General features: G+C 66.2%; 21 protein-coding genes. 13 read left to right on the plus strand and 8 right to left on the minus strand.

All coding sequences use genetic code 11. The features are described 5' to 3' along the window. Nucleotide 1: 1 nt before the first annotated feature. From benB to Q7514_RS14100, 7 genes are all read left to right on the plus strand, one after another. Nucleotides 2-505 (plus strand): benzoate 1,2-dioxygenase small subunit, encoded by a 504-nt coding sequence (benB, locus tag Q7514_RS14070; protein ID WP_330133876.1) that lies wholly within the window; start codon nt 2-4, stop codon nt 503-505. A 31-nt stretch (nt 506-536) separates the two neighbouring features. Next, a complete protein-coding gene (gene benC / locus Q7514_RS14075) occupies nt 537-2156 on the plus strand; it encodes a benzoate 1,2-dioxygenase electron transfer component BenC (RefSeq protein WP_330133877.1) in 1620 nt (539 codons plus the stop codon). Beyond that, nucleotides 2153-2950 carry a 1,6-dihydroxycyclohexa-2,4-diene-1-carboxylate dehydrogenase gene (locus Q7514_RS14080; RefSeq protein WP_330133878.1) on the plus strand — a complete coding sequence of 266 codons (798 nt, stop codon included), beginning with the start codon at nt 2153-2155 and terminating at the stop codon, nt 2948-2950. Before benC ends, Q7514_RS14080 begins: the two co-directional genes overlap by 4 nt. A 100-nt stretch (nt 2951-3050) precedes the next feature. Beyond that, entirely contained in the window at nt 3051-4394 is a 1344-nt protein-coding gene (locus Q7514_RS14085) for an MFS transporter (protein WP_330133879.1), read from the plus strand. An 11-nt stretch (nt 4395-4405) separates the two neighbouring features. Continuing rightward, entirely contained in the window at nt 4406-7093 is a 2688-nt protein-coding gene (locus tag Q7514_RS14090) for a helix-turn-helix transcriptional regulator (protein WP_330133940.1), read from the plus strand. 15 nt (nt 7094-7108) lie between these two features. Then, complete coding sequence (locus tag Q7514_RS14095; RefSeq protein ID WP_330133880.1) at nt 7109-8371, plus strand: benzoate/H(+) symporter BenE family transporter; 1263 nt, start codon at nt 7109-7111, stop codon at nt 8369-8371. 27 nt (nt 8372-8398) lie between these two features. After that, nucleotides 8399-9109: a polysaccharide deacetylase family protein gene (locus Q7514_RS14100; protein ID WP_330133881.1), complete on the plus strand. Its 711-nt coding sequence runs from the start codon at nt 8399-8401 to the stop codon at nt 9107-9109. 1 nt (nt 9110) lies between these two features. Here the strand turns inward: Q7514_RS14100 and Q7514_RS14105 are convergent, their stop codons facing one another. Beyond that, on the minus strand, nt 9111-9836 hold the full coding sequence (locus tag Q7514_RS14105; protein ID WP_330133882.1) for a hypothetical protein: 726 nt from the start codon (nt 9834-9836) through the stop codon (nt 9111-9113). A gap of 184 nt (nt 9837-10020) precedes the next feature. Between Q7514_RS14105 and Q7514_RS14110 the strand changes: the two genes are divergently transcribed. Beyond that, on the plus strand, nt 10021-11028 hold the full coding sequence (locus Q7514_RS14110; RefSeq protein WP_330133883.1) for an NAD(P)H-dependent glycerol-3-phosphate dehydrogenase: 1008 nt from the start codon (nt 10021-10023) through the stop codon (nt 11026-11028). A 24-nt stretch (nt 11029-11052) separates the two neighbouring features. On the opposite strand, the gene Q7514_RS14115 is transcribed toward Q7514_RS14110, so the two are convergent. The 3 genes from Q7514_RS14115 to Q7514_RS14125 form a co-directional block, all read right to left on the minus strand. Then, nucleotides 11053-11886, minus strand: a complete 834-nt coding sequence (locus Q7514_RS14115) for an arylamine N-acetyltransferase family protein (protein ID WP_330133884.1) — start codon at nt 11884-11886, stop codon at nt 11053-11055. 211 nt (nt 11887-12097) lie between these two features. Then, nucleotides 12098-12550, minus strand: a complete 453-nt coding sequence (locus tag Q7514_RS14120) for a hypothetical protein (protein ID WP_330133885.1) — start codon at nt 12548-12550, stop codon at nt 12098-12100. 162 nt (nt 12551-12712) lie between these two features. Further along, nucleotides 12713-12904, minus strand: coding sequence for a hypothetical protein (locus Q7514_RS14125; RefSeq protein WP_330133886.1), 192 nt, complete (start codon nt 12902-12904; stop codon nt 12713-12715). 174 nt (nt 12905-13078) lie between these two features. Here Q7514_RS14125 and Q7514_RS14130 point away from each other — a divergent pair, with 174 nt between their 5' ends. Together Q7514_RS14130 and Q7514_RS14135 are read left to right on the plus strand one after the other, a co-directional pair. Next, nucleotides 13079-13756, plus strand: a complete 678-nt coding sequence (locus Q7514_RS14130) for a nitroreductase (RefSeq protein ID WP_330133887.1) — start codon at nt 13079-13081, stop codon at nt 13754-13756. Between the two features lie 81 nt (nt 13757-13837). After that, the gene (locus Q7514_RS14135) at nt 13838-14422 is read left to right on the plus strand and encodes a sigma-70 family RNA polymerase sigma factor (RefSeq protein WP_330133888.1); all 585 of its coding nucleotides are present in this window, start codon (nt 13838-13840) and stop codon (nt 14420-14422) included. Here the strand turns inward: Q7514_RS14135 and Q7514_RS14140 are convergent. Then, nucleotides 14376-15563, minus strand: a complete 1188-nt coding sequence (locus Q7514_RS14140; RefSeq protein WP_330133889.1) for an ATP-binding protein — start codon at nt 15561-15563, stop codon at nt 14376-14378. The genes Q7514_RS14135 and Q7514_RS14140 overlap by 47 nt on opposite strands. 242 nt (nt 15564-15805) lie before the next feature. Here Q7514_RS14140 and Q7514_RS14145 point away from each other — a divergent pair, with 242 nt between their 5' ends. Then, nucleotides 15806-16717 (plus strand): hypothetical protein, encoded by a 912-nt coding sequence (locus tag Q7514_RS14145; protein ID WP_330133890.1) that lies wholly within the window; start codon nt 15806-15808, stop codon nt 16715-16717. 78 nt (nt 16718-16795) lie between these two features. On the opposite strand, the gene Q7514_RS14150 is transcribed toward Q7514_RS14145, so the two are convergent. Beyond that, nucleotides 16796-18616: an NAD(P)/FAD-dependent oxidoreductase gene (locus tag Q7514_RS14150; protein WP_330133891.1), complete on the minus strand. Its 1821-nt coding sequence runs from the start codon at nt 18614-18616 to the stop codon at nt 16796-16798. Between the two features lie 154 nt (nt 18617-18770). Here Q7514_RS14150 and Q7514_RS14155 point away from each other — a divergent pair, with 154 nt between their 5' ends. Continuing rightward, complete coding sequence (locus Q7514_RS14155) at nt 18771-20048, plus strand: sigma-54-dependent transcriptional regulator family protein (protein ID WP_330133892.1); 1278 nt, start codon at nt 18771-18773, stop codon at nt 20046-20048. Between the two features lie 255 nt (nt 20049-20303). Next, nucleotides 20304-21542: a glycosyltransferase 87 family protein gene (locus Q7514_RS14160; RefSeq protein ID WP_330133893.1), complete on the plus strand. Its 1239-nt coding sequence runs from the start codon at nt 20304-20306 to the stop codon at nt 21540-21542. On the opposite strand, the gene Q7514_RS14165 is transcribed toward Q7514_RS14160, so the two are convergent. Continuing rightward, nucleotides 21512-21841 (minus strand): branched-chain amino acid transporter permease, encoded by a 330-nt coding sequence (locus tag Q7514_RS14165; RefSeq protein WP_330133894.1) that lies wholly within the window; start codon nt 21839-21841, stop codon nt 21512-21514. The two genes, Q7514_RS14160 and Q7514_RS14165, sit on opposite strands and share 31 nt — an antisense overlap. Continuing rightward, nucleotides 21834-22547 carry an AzlC family ABC transporter permease gene (locus tag Q7514_RS14170; protein ID WP_330133895.1) on the minus strand — a complete coding sequence of 238 codons (714 nt, stop codon included), beginning with the start codon at nt 22545-22547 and terminating at the stop codon, nt 21834-21836. The genes Q7514_RS14165 and Q7514_RS14170 overlap by 8 nt, the downstream gene beginning before the upstream one ends. Nucleotides 22548-22586 lie beyond the last annotated feature (39 nt).

The following is a 22586-nucleotide window of genomic DNA, read 5'->3' on the forward strand; positions in this document are numbered from 1 at the left end:
CATGACTACTGCAACAGAGTTGACGCAGACCGACATCGAACAGTTCCTCTACAAGGAAGCGCGCCTCCTCGACGACCGCGACTTCGAACAGTGGCTCGAGTGCTACCACCCCGAGGCCGAGTACTGGATGCCGGCGTGGGACGACAACGGGAAGACCACCGAGGATCCGCAGTCCGAGATCTCACTGATCTACTACCCTAACCGCGGCGGACTCGAGGACCGCGTGTTCCGCATCCGCACCGACCGCTCCTCCGCGACGTCGTTGCCCGAACCCCGCACCGGACACAACATCACCAACGTCGAGATCCTCGAGCGCCGCGGCACCGAGATCGACCTGCGCCACAACTGGTTCTCGCTGTACTTCCGCTACAACACGACGGACACCTACTTCGGCACGACGTTCATCACGCTCGATGTCTCGGGTGATCAGCCGGTGATCAAGAAGAAGAAGATCGTCCTGAAGAACGACTACATCCACCACATCGTCGACGTCTACGTCGTCTAGTACCCCCGATCGCGAAAGGAGGCTCGAGCACATGACGTACCAGGTGGCATTGAGCTTCGAGGACGGGGTCACCCGCTTCATCAAGGTCAAGCCGAACGAGACCGTCGCAGATGCGTCGTACAAGGCGCGCATCAACATTCCGCTCGACTGCCGCGACGGGGCGTGCGGCACCTGCAAGGCATTCTGCGAGTCGGGCACTTACGACGGCGGCGACTACATCGAGGATGCACTGACCGACGAGGAAGCCGAAGAGGGCTACTGTCTTCCGTGCCAGATGATGCCGGAGTCCGATCTGGTGGTGCAGATCGCCAGCACATCGGATGTCGCGAAGACGGCCGCGGCCTCGTACACGGCGACGATCACCGAACTCAACCGCTACTCCGAGAGCGTCGTCGGGTTCACCGTGGAGATCGACAACCGGGACGACCTGGTGTTCCTGCCCGGGCAGTACGTCAACATCGGGGTTCCCGGGAGCGACGACGGCACCGGCAAGCAGGCGACGCGGTCGTACTCGTTCAGCACCGGCCCGCACGACGACGCGCTGGCGTTCCTGGTGAAGATCACCGAGGGCGGTCTGATGTCGGAATACCTGCGCGACCGCGCTCAGGTGGGCGACACCCTCGAATTCACCGGCCCTTTCGGCAGCTTCTTCCTCCGCGAACGCAAACGCCCGTCACTGTTGCTGGCCGGTGGAACCGGACTCGCCCCGCTGCTGTCGATCCTGTCGAAGGTCCAGAGCGAGGGCACCGACCATCCGATACACCTCATCTACGGTGTCACGTTCGACCACGACCTCGTCGAACTGGAGAAGCTCCAGGCGTATACGGAGTCGCTGCCGGACTTCACGTTCGACTACTGCGTCGCCGACAAGGAGTCGTCGGCTCCGAACAAGGGCTACGTCACCGGTCTGTTCGAGCCGCAGCATCTGGGCGACGGCGACGTCGACATCTACCTCTGCGGCCCGCCGCCGATGGTGGAAGCAGTGCGTAACCACCTGTCGGAGAACAACATCACTCCTGCGAACTTCTACTTCGAGAAGTTCAACACCTCCGCCACCCCGGGCGGCGCGACCGCCCCGGCGCCCACCGAAGCGGAGAAGGCCGCCGCCGAGAAGGCAGCCGCGGAAACCGGACGGCCCGTCGCACTCGAGATCCCCGCATCGCCGGGCAACTACGAGATCGGCGAGGAACACCCGCCCGTCGCAGAGTCCGACGAGCAGTTCGATGCCCGCATGGCACTCGAGCTCGGTGTCCTCGAACTCACCATCGGCCGGCTCGCCCCGGAGCAGCTCATCGAGTTCCGGATTCTCGCGGAGGCATCCGGCGCGTCCGTCGAGGGCGACCACTTCACGGACGCTGCCGCGTTCACCGACACCACCGCCGCCTTCCACGAGTTCCTGTTCCGCTGCTGCACCAACCCGGTGCTGCTCGAGGCCTACAACCGCCTCGAAGTGACCCAGCTGATGTACCAGGTGCTGCGTGACGCGCAGTGGATCGAAGGGCACATCGTCGACGAGCACATGCAGCTCGTCGAGGCCTACGAGAAGGGCGACAAAGCTGCTGCCCGCGAGCTGATCATCGCCCACTCCGGCCACGCCAAGGAAACCATGCGGCGCGCGATCGCCGAAGGCGCGACAGCAGGTGCGCGATGAGCGAAGTGAAGATCTTCCCCGGCCGGTTCGACGGCAGATGCGTGACGATCACCGGTGCTGCGCAGGGCATCGGTCTCGCGGTCGCGACACGCGTCGCGGCCGAAGGCGGCGAGGTCGTCCTCGTCGACCGCGCCGAACTCGTCCACGAGGTCGCCGAGTCCCTGCGCGCCGAGGGCAACAAGGCGCATTCGGTGACTGCAGACCTCGAGACCTTCGAGGGCGCCGAGGAGGCACTCGCGTTCGCGGTGCAGGCGGCCGGGCGACTCGACGTGCTCATCAATGTGGTCGGTGGAACGATCTGGGCCAAGCCGTACGAGCACTATGCGCCCGACGAGATCGAGAAGGAAATCCGTCGGTCGCTGTTCCCCACGCTGTGGTCGTGCCGCGCGGCAGCGCCCTATCTGATCGATCAGCAGTCGGGGACGATCGTCAACGTGTCGTCGGTCGCGACCCACGGCGTCAACCGTGTCCCGTACGCAGCGGCAAAGGGTGGCGTCAATGCCATCACCTCGGCGCTCGCGCTCGAACTGTCGCAGTACGGGGTACGCGTGGTCGCGACCGCGCCGGGTGGCACCGTCGCACCGGAGCGGCGGGTCGCGCGGGGGCCGGCACCGCAGTCCGAGCAGGAAAAGGCCTGGTATCAGCAGATCGTGGACCAGACCGTCGACTCCTCGTTGCTGGGGCGCTACGGCACGCTCGACGAGCAGGCCGCAGCGATCACCTTCCTGGCCTCCGACGAGGCCTCGTACATCACCGGCTCGGTTCTCCCCGTGGCCGGAGGCGATCAAGGCTGACAGCCGCAATTCCGGGCCTCACCAGTGGTCCTTTTCCTGCTGGTGAGGCCCTTTTTTACCCGAATCTATTTGTGACCCCTCACACAAACCGGAGCCCGTCATGACCCAAACCACACAGACCTGGGCCAGTCCACAGCACAAGCGAAGCGTCATCTGGATCGTCGCTCTCGCCACACTCGCGATCATCTTCGACGGATACGACCTCGTCGTGTACGGAACGGTCGTCCCGACTCTCATGGCCGACCCCACCCAGCTCGGCGAGATCTCCGCGCAGCAGGCCGGAGCACTCGGCTCCTACGCCTTGATCGGCGTCATGGTCGGCGCTCTGGTCACCGGCGCGTTCGGCGACCGCGTCGGCCGACGCAAGATGATGCTCATCAACATCGTGTGGTTCTCGGTCGGTATGGGCGCCGCCGCCTTCTCCACGAGCATCGCGATGTTCGGTGGTCTCCGGTTCTTCACCGGCATCGGTGTCGGCGGGCTGGTCGCCACCGCGGGCGCCGTGGTCGCGGAGTTCGCCCCTCCGGGCAAGCGCAACCTGTTCAACGCCATCGTCTACAGCGGTGTCCCTGCCGGCGGCGTGCTCGCCTCACTCCTCGCGATCCTGCTGCGGGACGCCATCGGGTGGCGCGGACTGTTCATGATCGGCGCCCTGCCACTGGTCATCCTGCTGCCCGCCGCGCTGGTCAAACTCCCCGAATCCCCGGCCTGGCTGGTGTCTCGCGGCCACACCGACAAGGCGAAAACCATCTGCGACAAGTTCGGTTTCCCGATGCCGACCGCCGCACCCACCGCTCCCACCGAGAAGATCGGATTCGCTGCACTCGCCACCAGGAAGTACGCGCTCGGCACCGGTCTGCTGGGCATGATGAGCTTCGCCGGACTGCTCCTGACCTACGGCCTGAACACGTGGCTGCCGAAGATCATGGCCGATGCCGGCTACAACGCCGACGGCTCGCTCGCATTCCTGCTCGTCCTCAACGGCGGTGCGATCATCGGCGGCATCATCGCATCGAAGATCGCCGACGGCCGCGGTCCGCAGGCCGTCATCGTGACCACCTTCTTCCTCGCTGCCGTCGCCCTGGTGATGCTCACGCTCGGGTTCCCGCTGCCCGTGCTCCTCACCGCCGTCGCGATCGCCGGTGTCGGCACGATCGGCACCCAGGTGCTCGTCTACGGGTTCGTCTCCAACTACTACGACACCCCCGCTCGCGCAGCCGGTGTCGCATGGTGCGCCGGATTCGGTCGACTCGGCGGAATCTTCGGCCCGCTCATCGGTGGCCTGTTGATCGGCGCCGGCTTCGCGAACAACGTGAACTTCTACATCTTCGCGGTGATCGCGGTCGCCGGTGGCCTCGTCACGTTCTTCGTTCCCCGACCGCTGCAGCACAACACGCGGATCGACGTTCCCGGCACCTCGACCGGGACTACCGTGGATGCGTGACGGACAATTCGATGTTGGTTGGACGTGAAACCGAGCTTTCGCAGCTCGACCGACTCCTCGACGGGGCGCGCGCGGGATCTCCCGTGCTCGCCCTCGTCGAGGGTCCACCCGGCATCGGGAAGAGTGCTCTCGTACGGTCTTTCACGAGTAGGCACCGTGATATACACGCCCAGACCGCTTCCGGGGCACCGTGGGAGTCGAATCATCCGTGGGCAGTGCTCGAACAGTTGACACACGCCGCGGCGCCCGAGGCCGACCCCATCGATGCGGCCCATGCCTACCTGGACACGATCCACGGCACCACGATCATCATCGTCGATGACGCCCATTGGTCGGATATCGAGTCGTTGCAGTCGCTTTCGTCGATGATCCGCCGCGCACACCAACGCCCGATCCTGATGTTGTGGGTGATCCCCGATGTCCTGCCCGACGGCATCGACGACACCACCGCACGAATCCTGTCGTCGCATCGGGCCGACACCGTCCATGTCCGTGCCCTCACCTCCGGCGACGTCGCCCAGCTCGCGCTTCTCCGCGCGGGCGTGGACCTCTCGCCCTGGACGGCTCAACGCCTGCACGAGCACACACTCGGGAGTCCCCGACCGGTGTTGCAGCTCCTCGATGAGATCCCGCGCGCCCAATGGCATCGGTGGCAGGCACGGTTCCCCGCACCTGCACAACACGCCGCAGCGGTACGACGAGCCCTCACCGCCTGCTCACCCGAGACACGCGCCCTCATCGAAGCAGCGGCGATCCTGGGCACCGGATCGCCGCTCGCCCCGGCTGCTGCACTTGCCGAAGTCGACGACCCCACACCGTTGCTCGACGAGGCACACACGGCCGGTCTGCTGACGATGCGGGAACGACAGGGCATCGTCACCCTGTTGTTCCCCGACCCGATGACCAGCGCCGCCGTCACCGACGAGATCGGGCCGGCGCGGTGGCGTGAACTGCATGCGCGAGCGGCCACACTTGTCGACGACGAGGGCGACGCCCTGTTCCATCTGGTGTCGGCCACGCCCGCCGCCGACGGCACCCTCGCAGACAGGCTCGATCGGTTCGCTCGGCAACGCGCTGCAGACGGCGCATGGGCGCAGGCCGCCGAGGCACTCATCACGGCAGGCCGCATCACACCCGAACGAGACCTCCGCACACAGCGTTTGATCCGCGGGGTCGACGCACTCACCGGCGCGGCCGATCTCCCCCAGGCACAGACCTTCGTTCCCGAGATCGAAAGCGCCCCCGGAGGCCCGATGCGCAACGCGGTCCTCGGCTACCTCGCCATCCAGCGAGGGCGCGCCGCCGAGGCGCACTACCTGCTGTCGGAAGCCTGGACCATGGTCGACGAATCGGAGACCGACCCCGAACTGGCAGCGATGATCTGCCAGCGGATGGTCCTGCACTCACTGGCCAGGATGCGCGGCGACGAACTCGTGACCTGGGCCGATCGCGCTTCGTCGCTGGTCCCGGGCGATGCACCCGCCGTCGTGGAGTCCAACGCCATCCGAGGCCTCGGCCTGGGCATGACCGGACGCATCGACGAGGCCCGCGCTTCGTACGCCGGCCTTGCCGACCACGTCCGCCTCGGGGCACAGAGCCAGCGCATCCGCATGGCAGAAGGCTGGCTCGCGTTGGCGCTGGATGCGCCCGATCGCGCCCGTACCGAACTGGAAGCTTCCGAACCCACCACGTTCCGCGGTGGCTCCCTCCGGATCTCCCTGTGGGCGCAAGCGTGGCTCGCCCGCACACAGTTCACCCTGGGGGCGTGGAGCGATGCCCTGCGCACCGTGGATCGGGCAGCTGCACAACTCGATTCGACCGGGCTGGATCTACTGCGGCCACTCGTCCATTGGACCGGCGCCCAAGTGCATGCACTGCGCGGTAATTGGGATGCCGCGCGCGAACACCTGCGGCACGGCCGCGCCGGCAGCAACGACTACACGCTCATGCTCGTCCCCTCCTGCATCTCCGCAGCCCAGTGCGCAGAAGTAGCAGCAGACTACGACGGGGTGCTCCGCCAACTCGACCCCCTCGTGAACCTGCGGCACAGAGAAGCCCTCGACGAACCCGGATTCTGGCCCTGGCCCGACCTCTACGGCAACGCGCTGGTGATGACCGGCCGCGTCGACGACGCCGACGCCTTCCTGCGCCCCCACGAGGAGCGCGCCGCCGAGCGAGGTCACCGTTCCGCGAAGGCACGACTCGGGTACGTGCGCGGACGCATTCACGGCGCGCGCGGCGACATCGACGCGGCCCGCGACTCCTTCGAGAGTGCATTGTCCGAAATCGCCACCCTCCCATTGCCGTACGATCGCGCACGCATCAATTTCGCGTACGGACAGACGTTGCGCCGCGCCGGACGGCGACGCGACGCCGACAGCGTGATCCGCACCGCGCGCGAGCTGTATGCCGTGCTCGGTGCGGGCTCGATCGTCGCGCGCTGCGACCGCGAGCTCAAGGCAGGCGGGTTGAAGTCCGGTGACGCCGTGAGCACTCGGAATCACACCGACGTGTCCACGTTGACACCGCAGGAACGTGCGGTCGCCACGCTCGTCGCGTCGGGTCACACCAACAAAGAGGTGGCGGGAGAACTGTTCCTCTCGGTCAAGACCGTCCAGTACCACCTGACCCGCGTCTATGCGAAGTTCGGCATCCGCTCACGCAGCGAACTCGCAGCACGTTTCCGTCAAGAAGAGTAAGGAAGAAGCAGCCCGATGACAGCCGTCGACGACGCCACACGCCCCGACACCGACTTGTTCGAGCGCCCGTCCCGGCCATGGATCCGGCCCGCGGAGGTGCTACGCGACCTCGGACCCAGGTACGCGTCGAACGGACTCATCGGGCTGATCTTCTCGTGCACCGGCCCTGTTGCGGTGATCCTCGCCGCCGGCGCCACCGGCGGACTGTCACAGGCCGAGCTGGCGTCGTGGATCTTCGGGGTCTTCGTCCTGAACGGCATCCTCACGATCGCCATGAGCCTCGCCTACCGGCAGCCGCTGGGCTTCTTCTGGACCATCCCCGGCACGATCCTCGTCGGCGGTTCTCTCACCCACCTGAGCTGGGCCGAGGTGGTCGGGGCCTTCTTCGTCACGGCGGCACTGATCACCGTGCTGGGAGTGACAGGCCTCGTCCGCCGCGTGATGGAGGCGTTGCCCATGCCCATCGTCATGGCGATGGTCGCAGGTGTCTTCCTGTCGTTCGGCACGAACCTGGTACAAGCACTCGGCTCCGACTTCGCGATCGCCGTGCCCATGATCCTGGTGTTCCTGCTGCTCAGCGCTGTGGGGGCGCTCGGTCGGTGGATGCCACCGATCCTGGGCGCCCTCTTCGCCGGCGCGATCGCGGTCGCGCTGTCCGGCCGGTTCGAACCCGAACCCGGAAGCGGGAACGTCCTCGCCGCACCTGTGTTCACCGCACCGGTCTTCAGCTGGTCGGCGATCGTGGAACTGGTGCTTCCCCTGGCGATCACCGTCATCGTCGTGCAGAACGGGCAGGGCGTCGCCGTGCTGCGATCGGCCGGGCACAACCCGCCGATCAACGTCTCCACGATCATGTGTGGACTGTGGTCGCTCCCCGCCGCGTGCGTCGGAGCGGTGTCGACGTGCCTGACCGGACCGACGAACGCACTGCTCACCGCGTCGGGCGAGCGGTCCCGCCAGTACACCGCGGCGTTGACGTGCGGCGGGCTGGCAATCGTCTTCGGCATGTTCGCCCCACTGTTCGTGCGGTGGATGATCGCGGCACCCGCATCATTCGTCGCGGTGCTCGGTGGTCTCGCGATGCTCAAGGCACTGCAGGGCGCGTTCGTCGCCGGGTTCGGTCGCCGCTACACGATGGGGGCACTGATCGCGTTCATCGTCACTGCGTCCGACGTGATGTTCTTCAACATCGGTGCGGCGTTCTGGGGGATCGTCGGCGGTGTCGCGGTGTCGTGGCTGCTCGAACGCCACGATTGGACAGATCCCCACGGCGATTAGGCACACCCGCTCTGGCACCATGCCCGCATGACCTCGCGGGCACGTACCACAGCTCTTATCGTGTCGATCGTGACCCTGGTGCTGATCGTCGCCGCGTTCGCGACCTATCGCCTCATGGATTCGCGGACCACTCAACTGTTCGGCACGCTCGTCGACCGCGTGGACACCGACGACAAGGTGGTCGCGTTGACGCTCGACGACGGACCGAGCCCTCTCACACCCGAGGTGTTGCAGACACTCGCGGATGCCGACGTGCCGGCGACCTTCTACGTCACGGGAAACGAGATGGTCGAGCGACCCGAGCTCGGTCGCGCACTCGTCGCGGCCGGCCACGAACTCGGGAACCACACCGCGACACATCGCAGGATGGTGTTCGTCGGGAGCGACACCGTCGCGGAGGAGATCGAGAGCACCGACGCCGCGATCCGTGCCACCGGCTACGACGGCGAGATCACCTTCCGTCCGCCCTACGGTAAGAAACTGGTTGCGCTTCCCCGCTATCTCGACGAGCACGACCGGACCACCGTCATGTGGGACGTCGAGCCGGACTCGGCCTCGTCCGACACCGACGAGATCGTCCGGACAGCGCTCGAGGAGACGCGCCCCGGTTCGATCATCCTGCTGCACGTGATGTATCCGTCGCGTTCGTCGTCGCTCGAGGCGATCCCCGGGATCGTCGAGGGGCTCCGTGCGGAGGGCTACCGATTCGTGACGGTGTCGGAACTACTCGGCCGTTGACTCAGGAGAGTCCCAACACTGAGTTCCGTGTGGCATGGACCGCCCGGTCTGCCACGGCGACACCCTGCGCCGGCTCGATGAACGGCGCGTCGGGATCGGGCGGCGTGTGGTACCCGCCGACGACGATGTACCGGTCGTATCGCGCGGTCGTGTAACTGTCGGATCCGCCGTGCGCGAGGTAGTTGCCCGAATGGACCGAGAAGGCGTCACCGTCGGTGGGCTCCGCGGGAGAACCCCACAGTGTGTTGTTCGGCGACACGGACGGAACCACCAGACCGTCGACGGGCACATCACACCCGTAGGTCAGGTCCTTCACGATCTCGAATGCGGCATCTGCGGCCTCGGGCGTGGTATATTCGAACACTTCCGCGCCCGCGGTGCCGGCCGGACCGGTCAGATCGTGCGCAGCGAAACCGTCGACGACGTAGGTCCGGGCGCGGTGACCGATCGGGTCGCCGTACTGCGCGTACACCTCGTGCGGCGCGCACAGGCTCCCGTATCGGGTCGGTATGCCCACGAGTTCGCTGTCCGTCCGGGGCGTGAGGAATCCCGCGTAGCCGAGGAGGGCATCGGGCATGGACTCGGCGGGAATCGTTCCCGAACCACCGTCGTGCACCGGCGGTTCCTGTGCATTCGCAGGTGCCGCACCGAGGACAGCAGACATCGCGATGGCGCCCGCACCGAGCGCGATCCGGGTCGGGATTCGTTCACGTTGTGCTGTAGCCATGTTCGCTACGTCGAGCAACGAAGATGCGCTGTTACCGACCGAACTCGGCAAATACTGCTCGAAATGCGGCGCCAACTGGAGAGATAACGATCGGGATACAGGCACGAAGTCGGGCAAACAGCACGCGCGACGGCGCAGCGCCTGACAGTCTGGTTCATCGGATACCACCGACGGAAGGATTCGAATGGCACGTCCGGTTCGCGTCGTCGTTCTCGGCTCGGGATCGTGGGGAACCACGGTCGCCGGGCTCGCGGCCCACAACACCCCGACCCTGTTGTGGGCACGCAATCCCGACACTGCCGCGGAGATCAACGAGCAGCGGCGCAACAGCAGATACCTCGGCGACCGGGAACTCCCCGAGGGGCTGCGAGCGACGTCGGACATCGTCGAGGCCGCTCACGAGGCCGACGTACTGGTGGTGGGCGTGCCCTCGCACGCGGTGCGCGCGACTCTCGAACAGATCGCCGATCGGTTGCGGGCGTGGGTACCGATCCTGTCGCTGGCGAAGGGGCTGGAGCCGGGAACGCGCCTGCGTCCGACCCAGGTGGTGTCGGAATGCCTGCCGGGGCATCCCGTCGGCCTGTTGTCCGGACCGAACATCGCCGGGGAGATCGCCGACGGCATGGCTGCGGCGGCCGTCGTCGCGATTCAGGACGATTCGGTGGCGACTGCGCTGCAGCCGCTGTTCGCGTCCAAGGTGTTTCGCGTGTACCGCAACACCGATGTGCTCGGCTGCGAACTCGGTGGCGTACTCAAGAACATCGTGGCGATCGCCGCAGGTATGGCAGAAGGCCTCGGGGTCGGCGACAACACACGCGCGATGGTCCTCACCCGCGGTCTCGCCGAGATGACCCGGCTCGGGGAGGCGATGGGCGCCGACCCGCGTACCTTCGCGGGCCTGACCGGGATCGGTGATCTGATCGCCACCTGCACGAGCCCGGCGTCGCGGAACCGGCGCGTGGGTGAGGCGCTCGCACGCGGCCTCACCCTCGACGAAGCCCTCGCCGAACTCGGTCAGGTCGCAGAGGGAGTCAAGACGGCACCGACGGTGATGGAACTTGCGCGCGAATACGACGTCGAGATGCCGATCGCGGCGGAGGTCGAAGCCGTGGTCGCGGGGAGACGCACGCCCGCCGAGGCCTACCGAGGGTTGCGGAAGGTCGCGGCAGGACACGAACAGGACATCGTGTGATCTCCGCTGTCCGATCGGATCACTTCACGTACTCTTCCGTAGCCGCGTCACGACCGAGCTCAACGCGTCGATCTCCACCCGGTCCAGCACAATTCCGAGCTCGAGTACGGTGTCGACGACTTCGGTGACCGACAGTTCCGTGTGTTCGGTGGCCCTGCCGGGGGCGCGGACGGTACGTGCGCGTTCGGTGAGAGTCACGTGCGCGTGCGGCATGTGTCGCATGACCATGAGGTGATTCACGAACGGCGAATTCTCTTCCCTCGACGTGACGAAGTGTCCGGCCCGCACATCAGCGGGATGCACGGGCTGTTCGTCGACGAAGTGCTCCACGTTGCCGCCCCGTGTCAGCGCCCACACGGTCGCGCCCTGGTCGGTGAGTTGCCGCACCATGAACTCCCGGTCGCCCTCGGCCCGAACGCCTCCGTCCCGCAGTGGAACGGGTCCGGTGACACTGAAGCCGAATCCCGGGTCGCACAGCCATCTCTCACCGTCGATCTGCACGATGACGGTCATGTGCGTGCGGGTGTTGCTCAGCTCGTGTACCCGACCCAACGATCGGCGCACCGAGAACCCGAGGTGTTCGAGCGCCGCTGCGAAGATCTGCGAATGCTCGAAGCAGTAGCCGCCTCGACCTCGTCGCACCAATTGGTCCTGGACGGCATCGGGCGCAACACCGGGATGGGTGCCGAGCAGCACGTCCACGTTGCCGAAGGGGAAGGTGCGCACGTGTGCGCCGTGCAGTTCTTCCAGCAGATCCGGGGTCGGCGCAGTGGCTCGGACCCCGACAGCGTCGAGATAGGCCGGGACATCGAAGAGGTCAGTGCGCCACGACTGCCCCAGGAGCGGCTGCTCGGTCATTCCGGCCCTTTCGAGAAGATGCGATCGACAGATCCTTCTGCAGTGTCACACAGCCTGCAGTGTCACATAGCGACGCCAACGGCGATGCGGCGCAGAGTCGGCAGGGAAATATTCTGCTATCTCGGCTTCGCATCAGAAATACCTATAGATGACAATCTTCCAGGCCCCGAGCGAGCGCCCACGATCGGCGGTGACGTTCGGGGCCGGGCCGTCAGCTCCCGGGCGGTGAGACGATGCGCACCGACCGCGGCGGGTCGGCGACGATGAAGCCGCACCTCCGAGCAGCTGCCGTCAGAGGCTTGGGGCTCGGATCGGTCGGCCAGTCGGCCTCTCCTGCCTCCCCGAACAGACCGATCGCGTTCGGGTTCGGCCCGGTGGTGGACCGGGTCTGATACCGAATCCCAGCGAAATCGGCGTCGAACGCCGCGGCCCACTCCTGCGGCACCGCGTACGGAGTCATGGACGACAGCTCGCGGGTCAGGCCGAAATCCGCCGCCTCGTCTGCACAAGTGTCGGCGAGCCGATGAGCATGCGACACGGTCAGGGTCGACAGCGGGCGGTCGGCAGCGAAGTCCGCGCTGATCACCCCCGTCGTCGACAGCGCCTCACCGACGGTCTCCCGGATTGCGCTGAGTTCGTCGAAATGCGAGGTAGCAGGTGCCACGAGGAGGCGTCAGATCGAACCGGCCACCACCCGAGGAGGCAAACCACCACGGACCGTTCGCGACGTGGTGCCCTCGGATGAGCGACTGCGCCGCGGTGAGCGCACAACCAGGGAAATCGCGCAGCGATCGGAGAGGTGGGCGAAGTGCGACAGAGTCTCGGTTCACGCGGCCCACCGCTGCGCATCTGCACGGGCCAGCGCCAGAGCCGTGTCGTGCGGGTTGCCTTCGGCGATCCAGTCGGCAACACTGCGATCACCGAGCGCTGGTTGCGGGCTGCGCAACCATACCGCGCAGGTCCACGGGTCAGCAGCGGCACGCAGGATCGACCACAGGGTGATCAGATGCGGAGGCACCGTTCCTGAGTCCGTGAACTGCCAAGTTGGATAGACCCACTGGCCGTCGTCGAGCCGGCAGGCGAACGTCGGCGGCGGTGATGGCCTGCGACGGAGTCGGACGATGTGAACGGTCGTCGCGATCCACCGACCCTGAACGAGCGCTAACTCCTCGCTTGTGCCATCGTGGTCGGTATGACCAGCAACGCCGACACGTTGTCGATTCTCCTCGACTCCCGCTACAGCTGCCGCGGCTTCCTCGACAAGCAGGTCCCGCGCGAGGACATCGAACGCATGCTGCAGATGGGGCAGCGCACCGCGTCGTGGTGCAACTCCCAGCCGTGGCGCGTGCACCTGATCAGCGGAGATGCCATCGAACGCCTTCGTGAAGCTCTGTACGCCCAGGCATCGTCGGGTCAGCTCGAACCCGATATCCCGGGCCCGGTCGAGTACCGCGGCGAGTACGCCGAACGCCGCCGCGGGGCCGGATACGCGCTGTACAACGCGCTCGGCATCGCCCGCGACGACTACGCGCGCCGCACCGAGCAAATGCTCGAGAACTACCGGTTCTTCGGCGCACCGCACGTCGCGATCATCACCACCGACAAGGCGCTCGGTGTGTACGGTGCGGTCGACTGCGGTGGCTACGTCTCGACGCTGCTGCTCGCCGCCGAATCCCTCGGCATCGCTGCCGTCCCACAGGCCGCCGTGCCGATGGCCGGTTCCGCGTTGCGGCGCGAACTGAACATCGGCGACGACCGCGACGTCGTCTGCGCGATCGCGTTCGGGTACGCCGACGACGCTCATCCGGCCAACACGTGCCGCACCGATCGGGCATCGCTCGACGACACCGTGGAGTGGGTGGACGAATAACCCACCCGAGGGTCGGTATTGCGCGGCCACGACGCAGCGGAAGGTGGTGTGACATCCACACCACCCGAGAGGACCACCGCCGTGGCCGACAAGAACACCGAACTTCTGCTCCGCCACTGGGTGCCACGTGCCGTCGCCGGCGAGCCGCACGCCGTCGGCACCGTGGTGAGCTGTGTACGCCCGCACGTCCTGCAGTTCTGCACCGCCCGCATGGATGAGCAGACCCGGGCACACACACCCGCCGAAGACGTCGCGCAGGAGACCTGCCTGGCCCTGGTCCGTGCACTCCCCCGATACGACGATCGGGGCGGGTCGGTGTTGCGGTTCGCCTTCGCCATCGCAGCAAACAAGGTCGTCGACGCCCGGCGCAAAGCACCGCGCCCGGTTGCACCGGTCCACGAGGTACACGAACCCTCACCCGACGAGGATGTACTCGACAGCGAACTCGCCGCCGCTGCACGCCGTTTCGTCGATATGCTTCCGGAGCAACAGCGCCAGATCGTGATTCTGCGAATCTTCCGCGGCTACAGCACCGAACGCTCCGCACTCATGCTCGGCACCACACCCGGTGCCGTGCGAGTGGCCCAGCACCGTGCGTTGACGCGACTACGCGCACAGCTCAGTCTGTTTGAGCACGAAGATACTTCCCGAAATGCGGCACGGTGAAGCCGATGAATCCGCGTTCGGCGGAATAGATCAGGCCCTTCTTGATGAGTCCGTCGCGGGCCGGCGACAGCGACGCCGGTTTACGTCCGAGTTCCACCGCGATCTTCGATGTGGGCACGGGACCGTCGTCGCCGGAGAGTTCGGCCATTGCGCGCATGTATTCGCGTTCGGCGGGTGTTGCCCGCTCGTAGCGCGAGCCGAAGAAGCCGACGGCGAGCTCCTCCTCCGCGTCGGGGGACCCGACTCGCACATCGTCGGGGGTGATCGGACTGGCCGCGGCGACGTCCCACGTGGCCTTGCCGTAGGCCTGCACGAAATACGGGTAACCGTCGGCCATTTCGTACAGCACGTCGAGTGCTTCCTGCGTGAATTCGACGTCTTCGCGTTCCGCGGGGGCGATCAGTGCGTGGTCTGCGGCTTCGCGGTCGAGACGGTCGATGCGGTGATAGGTGAACAACCGCTCGGAGTACGACTTGGATGCCGACAGCACGGCGGGCAGGTGCGGCAGCCCGGCGCCGACGACGATGAGCGGCGCAGCGTCCTGACTCAATTCGTGGCACGCGCCGCAGATTGCAGAGACGTCGTCGGGGTCGAGGTCCTGCATTTCGTCGATGAACAGGGCGATGCCGACACCCACGTCGCGGGCGAGGCCGGCAGCGTCGACAAGCAATTCGACGAGGTCGATCTCGATGTCGCCGGAGTCGGCACGGCCCTTGACCGCGGGGGCATCGATGCCGGGTTGCCAACGTTCGCGCATGCCCTTGTCGGCGGTGGCGCGCAGCGCGAACGACTTGAGGACGCCGAGGAAGTAGTCGACCGATTCAGGATCCGGATGGCCCGCAGCTATCTCACGGACAGCCATGTGGAGCGCGGACGACAGTGGGCGACGCAGACCTTGATCGGGGCGGGCTTCGATCTTGCCTGTTCCCCAGCTCTTGGCGATCGCGAGCGAACGCAGGTGGTTGAGCAGGACGGTCTTGCCTACCCCGCGGAGGCCGGTGAGCACGACGCTGCGCTCGGGTCTTCCCCGCGCGATTCGTTCGAGCACCACGTCGAAGGCCGTGAGCTGTTTCTCGCGGCCGGCGAGTTCGGGCGGGCGCTGCCCTGCGCCGGGGGCGTACGGGTTGCGGACCGGGTCCATCGGTCGATGGTAACGACGAGTTCAGCGGTTTCTGGGTTCCTCTAGCGCGTGTCGTAGATATACGAATGCACAAGTACCCTGATCGCGCGTTCAGCAGACAGACACCCCGCGTCGACCCGCTGTTCGTGCCTTTTTGGTGCGCGGATGCAAGTTGTCCACAGGCACACACTTCATCCACAGAAGTGTCGCCCGGGCACGGAAACCACCAGAAGCCGCCGAACAGGGCTGCGACGCTGCCAACCATGGACGAACCGACACTGCTGCTCCGCTCCGAGCTCTTGGCTTCCGGAACAACCGTCGACGAGATCCGTCAGGCACTGCGCGTCGGGACGTTGCGGCGTGTCGCGCGGGGTATCTACATCGACGGCACGACAGATCCCGATCCTGTAGCCCTACATCGCGTTCGGGTGCTGGGCTTTCGTGGGAAACTGCGTGACGGCTCCGCTGTCAGCCATGTCTCGGCTGCGGCGATGCACGGATTGGCGCTTTGGGACGTCGACCTCTCCCGTGTTCATATCAGCCGCAACTGTGCGTCGGGTGGCCGACGCCTCGACACACTGCACGTCCACACGACTTCTCTCCCGCCTGACGAAGTCGGCCGTGTGTCCGGGGTGCCGGTGACATCCGTCGCGCGGACCGTCGTCGATCTGGCTCGAACGCTGCCGACGGATCACGCCGTGGTCGCCGGAGACTCCGCGCTGCGGATGTATCCCGACGCGCTACCGCTCCTACCCGATGCCGTGAGCACTGCCCGCACGAGGACGGGCATCGCGGCGGCGCGTCGAACGGTGGAGTTCCTCGACGGACAGAGCGAGAGCCCCGGCGAATCGCTGAGCCGCCTCCGCATCGCCTCCGCCGGGCTACCCGCCCCGGAGTTGCAGTACGAGTTACGCACCGATTCCGGAGCATTCGTCGCTCGGCCCGATTTCTACTGGAAGGACGTCGGTGTCGTCGGGGAGTTCGACGGCCGAAGCAAGTACGGGGCCGACGAACCCGGAGCGACCGCGGAGACCGTCCACAAGGAGAAGCTGAGAGAGGACGCTCTCCGCGCGTTGGGCCTCGAAGTCGTGCGTTGGACGTGGCAGGAACTGTTTCACTTCGACACTGTCCGAGCTCGCCTCTCCGCCGCAGCGGGGAGGGCACGTCGCCGATGACCGCGCAGTGGGCGGACAGGTACACGACGTCGACCGTCGGTATCTGTCCACGCACCGCGCGGCTGTGCGGCACAGGTGTCAGCTCAGGTGGTGCACTTCCTGAAGGCCGTAGACGGGGGTCGGGATTCCCTCGTACCGCGCCTTGAGCTGGAGGGCGAGATAGAGCGAATAGTGCCGCGACTGATGCAGATTTCCGCCGTGGAACCACAGCCCGTCCTGCTGCGTGGGCTTCCACATGTTGCGCTGCTCGCCCTCCCACGGACCGGGGTCCTTGGTGGTGTCCGAGCCCAGGCCCCAGCACTTTCCGACCTTGTCGGCGACGTCCGGACCGATCAGGTCGGCGACCCAGCCGTTCATCGAGCCGTAGCCCGTCGCGTACACGACGAGGTCGGCTCCGAGTTCGGTGCCGTCGTCGAGGATGACGGAGTTCTCGGTCAGCTCACGCACGTTGCCGTGGGCGAGCTTGATGTCGCCGTTCGCGACGAGTTCGGACGCACCGACGTCGATGTAGTAGCCGGACGCGCGTCGCAGGTACTTCATGAACAGACCCGACCCATCGTCACCCCAGTCATGGAGGAAACCGGCCTTTTCCAGTCGCTCGTAGAAGTCTGCGTCGCGTTCCGCGATCTTCTGATACACGGGGATCTGGAACTCGTGCATGATCCGGTACGGCAGCGACGCGAACGTCAGATCCGCCTTGTGCGTGGTCACGCCGTTGGCGAGTGCGCGTTCGGAGTAGAGGTCGCCGAGGCCGAGGTCCATGAGTGAATCGGATTTGACGATGTGCGTCGACGAGCGCTGCACCATCGTCACGTCGGCACCGACCTCCCACAGTGCGCCGCAGATGTCGTGCGCGGAGTTGTTGGCTCCGATCACCACGGCCTTCTTACCGGCGTAGGCATCCGGTCCGGGGTGCGCGCTCGAATGATGCTGATCGCCCTGGAATCGGTCCATGCCCGGGAAATTCGGCACGTTGGCCTTGCCCGACATTCCCGTCGCGATCACCAGCTGCTTGGGTCGCAGCACGAGCGGTTCTCCGTCGCGCTCGACGTTCACGGTCCATTCGCCGGCCGCATCGTCGTACGAGGCCGACGTGCACAACGTCTTCGACCAGTACGGCACTTCCATGATGCGGGTGTACATCTCGAGCCAGTCGCCGATCTTGTCCTTCGGCGCGAACACCGGCCAATTCTCGGGAAACGGCAGGTACGGAAGGTGGTCGTACCAGACGGGATCGTGCAGGCACAGCGACTTGTACCGGCCGCGCCACTGGTCGCCGGGGCGGTCGTACTTGTCGAGCACGAGCGCCGGGATCCCCAGCTGACGCATCCGCGCGCCGAGCGCGATACCGCCCTGGCCACCACCGACGATGACGACGTACGGCTGCGTCTCGTAGCCGAGTTCGCGTTCCTCTGCCTCGCGCTGCTCCGACCATGTGATGCGGTGGCGGTCGGCGCCGTGCTTCGTCCCGCGCGGGCGGCGCTCCTTCTTCCCCTCCTCGTGCCCCTTCAACTCCTGGAGCGTGGTGAGCAGCGTCCATGCGCCCTCGTCGTTCAGACGTAGGTGCCCTTCACCGCGACCGACGGCGGTCTCGAAAGCGATCCAGGCGCTGACCACGCCGTCGTCCTCGGTCGGCGCCTCCGTGGTGCGGAAGCCGCTCGGATCGGTGTCGGCGAGGCGTTCGTGCAGCATCCCGGCGACACCGTCGCGTCCCTCGACAGTCTTGAGGTTCCAGGTGAAGGAGACGAGATCACGCCAGAAGCTGTCGGTGGCGAACATACCTGCAGCTGCCTCGACGTCACGCGCAGCAAGCGCCGCTTCGAAATCTCGCAGCCACGCATCCACCCGCTGCTGCGGGTCGGTGACGTGATCGGAGGGGTGCTCGAGAATGTCGGTCATGGCCGATCCTTCCGCTCGTTGATGTGATCCAGCACACTCCTGATGCAACGTCGCGGCAAGCGTTGCATCACGTTGCGTGTGGCGCGCGACACAACGCGGGACCTATGCTGCGGAGACCAGCAGGGACTACGGAGGGCGGTGACACGGAGCGACAGTGAGCACCTTCAGCGCCATCACGCCCGGCACCGATCTGTCCCGATACGCCCGCGATCTGATGCGAATGCACGACACGGTCATCGGTGGCGGTACACCGACGATGCAACCGCGCAGCGTCGTCGCCCGGTCGTGGTCCCGAGTCCTGCGCACCGGCCTCGACCCGGTGGGCAGCAACACGCGCGTTCCGTACTCGCTCGAGGAGATCGAACAGCGGCGGCGGTCGTCGCCGCTCGCCGCGATCATCGGCGACCTCGAACAGGTGATCTCGCCGGTCGCCGACGCATCACAGATGCTGCTCGTCGTGACGGACGCGGACGGCGTCATCCTGTGGCGCAGCGGTTCGGCGCGCGTGCGGTCGCGGGCCGACACGCTGGGGTTCTGCGTGGGTTCCGTCTGGACGGAAGAGAAAGTGGGCACCAACGCGATCGGCACCGCGCTGGCCGAGACCGCGCCGGTGCAGTTGTTCTCCGGCGAACATTTCGAGCAGTCGCAACACCCCTGGTATTGCACGGCCGCGCCGATCCACGATCCGATCAGCGGTGATCTGCTGGGCATCGTCGACGTCAGCGGCCCGGCCATGACGCTGCATCCCGCAATCGGAGCGCTCGTCGACACCGCGGTGCGTCTCGCAGAATCGCAATTGTGGCGTCAGCACGAACACCGGCTCGATCGGCTGCGCACCGAGGCCGCACCACTACTCGCTTCGGTCAACGGCCCGGTGCTGCTGGTCGACGACCACGGATGGGTTGCGCACGCGTCCGGCGTCGCCGCGACCCGTCGCATCGGTGCTCCCCGCACAGATCGGGCTCTGACGGTTCCCGGCCTCGGCCTGTGCGTACCGGAACAGTTGCCGCACGGCTGGTTGATCCGGCCGTCCGAATCCGCGGCGACGATCCGCATGACGCTGCAACTGTCGTCGTCGCCGACGGTCGAGGTGACAGGAACCGGACGCCAGTGGCGCAGCGCGGTGACGGTTCGGCATGCCGAGATCCTGCTGCTGTTGCACCTGCGTGGCCGCGTCGGGATGTCGGTGACGGAGTTGAGTCACACGCTGTTCGGTGACGCCGATCATGCCGTCGCCGTACGTGCGGAGGTATCCCGGTTACGTCGTGCGTTGGGCTCGGTCGTGGAGAGCCGGCCGTATCGCCTGGCCGAATCGGTGGAGTTCTCGCTGGATCTCGGTGGTGCCGAACGCCTCAGCGAGTGCGCATTCGTGCTGCACGGTGCGGGTTCGGGCGTCCGAGCCACGATCTCAGAGAAATATTCAGCAGTCTAGCAATTTACCAATAGACCCGAATATTCATGGGACGAGCGCGTTCGATTCAATTCTCTACAGGGATCTACCGGTCATTCGAGAAAGCGATATAGACCGGATATACACCCGATCAGAAATACCCAAACGGGATAAACCGACCACTTTATGCGGAGGAAGGGTCCGGAGCGGGCTACGCCGTACAACGTTTGTGTAACGTGACGACGGGGTCGCCCCGACGGGATCCCGAAACGTCGTCGTCCCCCGGAGGTCTACCCCGTGCTGTTGTCCGAAGTCCGCGCAAGGCCCGTGCACTCCGCACTGATCGCCATCGGACTCCTGGTCACGGCGTACGCGGTGGCGGGATACGTCCAGGACGCGTTCACCGAATACCTCATGGACCTCGATGTCTTCCGCGACGCCGGATACGCCTTCCTGCACCACACCCCCTTGTACACAGAGGGTTTCTACAGCCACTCGGGCTTCCGGTTCATCTACCCACCGTTCGCCGCGTTCCTGTTCGCGCCGATGGCGTTGATCGGCAGCACGACACTGCAGGTGCTGTGGACGGCCGGTCTCATCGCCCTCGTGTGGTGGATCCTCAAGGTCGTCTACCAGCGTCTCGACGTCACCCGAGCGGGCCTCGTCGCCTCCGCGTCCCTCGGTGTGGTGCTGCTGCTCGAACCGTTCCGGTCGAACTTCGCGTTCGGCCAGATCAACATCATTCTCATGGCGCTCGTCGTCGCCGACGTGCTCGGTGTGATCCCCTCGCGCTTCCGCGGCATCGGCATTGCGGTGGCCGCAGCGATCAAGGTGACGCCCGCCGCGTTCGGTCTGTTGCTCCTGCTCCGCAAGGACATCCCGTCGGTGGTCCGGGCGTTCGGGGCGTTCTTCGCGACCGTCGCGTTCGGCTACTGGCTACGCCCCGACTCTTCGGTCTACTTCTGGACCGACGAGTTCTTCGCGACCGATCGCGCCGGCGACCAGGAGTACTTCCGCAACCAGGCGCTCACCGGCCTGATCGCTCGGTTCGGCTTGTCCGAGGGCACCAGCAAGATCCTGTGGATGATCGGTGCCGCGATCATCGTGGCCGCGACCGTGTGGGCCGCGCACCGCTTCCTCCGCGCCGGCGAAACTGTGCCCGCCCTCGCGCTGGTGGGTCTCGCGACGCTTCTCGCCGCACCGATCGCCGTCACCCACCACTGGGTGTATTCGCTGTTCCTGGTGCCGCTGCTCGTCGCCCCGCGCTACCGCCGCTGGTGGCCGGTACTCCTGCCCGCGACGTTGATCTTCCTGTTCGGGCCCAACAAGCTGCTCACCGATGCGTCGTCGCGCGGCTGGGTGGAACAGATGGTGCTCGAGACGCTCGGGAACTCGCAGGCCATTATCGCGGTCGTCGTGTTCGTCGCCGGGGTCTTCGCGGCACGCAGCCGTCGCGGAGAGACCATGACCCCGATCCCGCCGGTCACCACCCCGACGGTGGACGCTCAGCCCCAGAAGGCCGACGCCACCAAGTAGAGGCCGGTTCCCGCCACAGTGCTCAGCGCCGCATTGCGCCGCCACAGGTGCATCGCGATCGTGCCGCACAACCCGATCGTCGCGGGGAGCCACGTCGTCGCGCCCACGTCACGCAGCGTGTACATGACGAGGATGATCATGACGCCGACCGGCATCGTCCGGCCCAGGAAGTCGACGACGGCGGAATGCTTCAGGGCGGACAGCGCTACGAATGGCGCAGCGCGCAGCGCGACCGTCACGACGAACATCACCAGCAGCGCGCCGAGCACATATCCGGCGCCGGGTACCGATTCAGGCACTGGCAGCCCTGTTGCGATAGACGAACCGCGCGAGCAGACACGCGACGAACAATCCGAGTCCGACGACGAGCATCTGTTCCTTCGCGATCAACATCGCCACCAGCCCGCACACCACTGCGATCACCGTGGCCGGAACGTCGCGGTTGACACGGAACGCGTCGATCGCGAGCACCGTGAACAATGCGGTGAGCGCGAACTCGAGGCCCGTGAGGCCGGCGGGCAGCACCGCACCGATGAGTGCGCCAACAGTGCCCGACACCACCCACATGGCCTGGCACAACACCTGCACGGTCAGCACGCGGGTACCGGACAGCTCCTGACCCGCTTTCGGCGCGATGATCGCGTAGGCCTCGTCGGTGAGCGCGTAGACGGCGTAGAGGCGGCCGATCCTGCTGTAAATCGAGCCCAGGGGGATCGAGCGCAGAGGAAACGACAGTCCGTAGAACACGTGCCGGAAGTTGACGAGCAGCGTCGCCGCGGCGATCGACGCGAACGGTGTCACCGCGCTGATGAGACCGATCGCCAGGAATTCCATCGAGCCGGCATAGATCACGATCGAGAAGATCGGCGCCCACCACCAGTCGAAGCCGCCCTGGGTGAGCACCACCCCGAACGCGAGGCCGAGCGGAATCAGTCCGAGTCCGACGGCCCACGAGTCCGCGATACCCGCGCGGACAGCGGTGGCACGACTGTCAGGCATGCTCATGAGGTTATCGGGGCCGGCGACGTGTCGTGCCTCACCTGT

The sequence above is a fragment of the Rhodococcus artemisiae genome, from assembly GCF_036327795.1.
In the GTDB taxonomy this organism is placed as follows: domain Bacteria; phylum Actinomycetota; class Actinomycetes; order Mycobacteriales; family Mycobacteriaceae; genus Rhodococcus; species Rhodococcus artemisiae.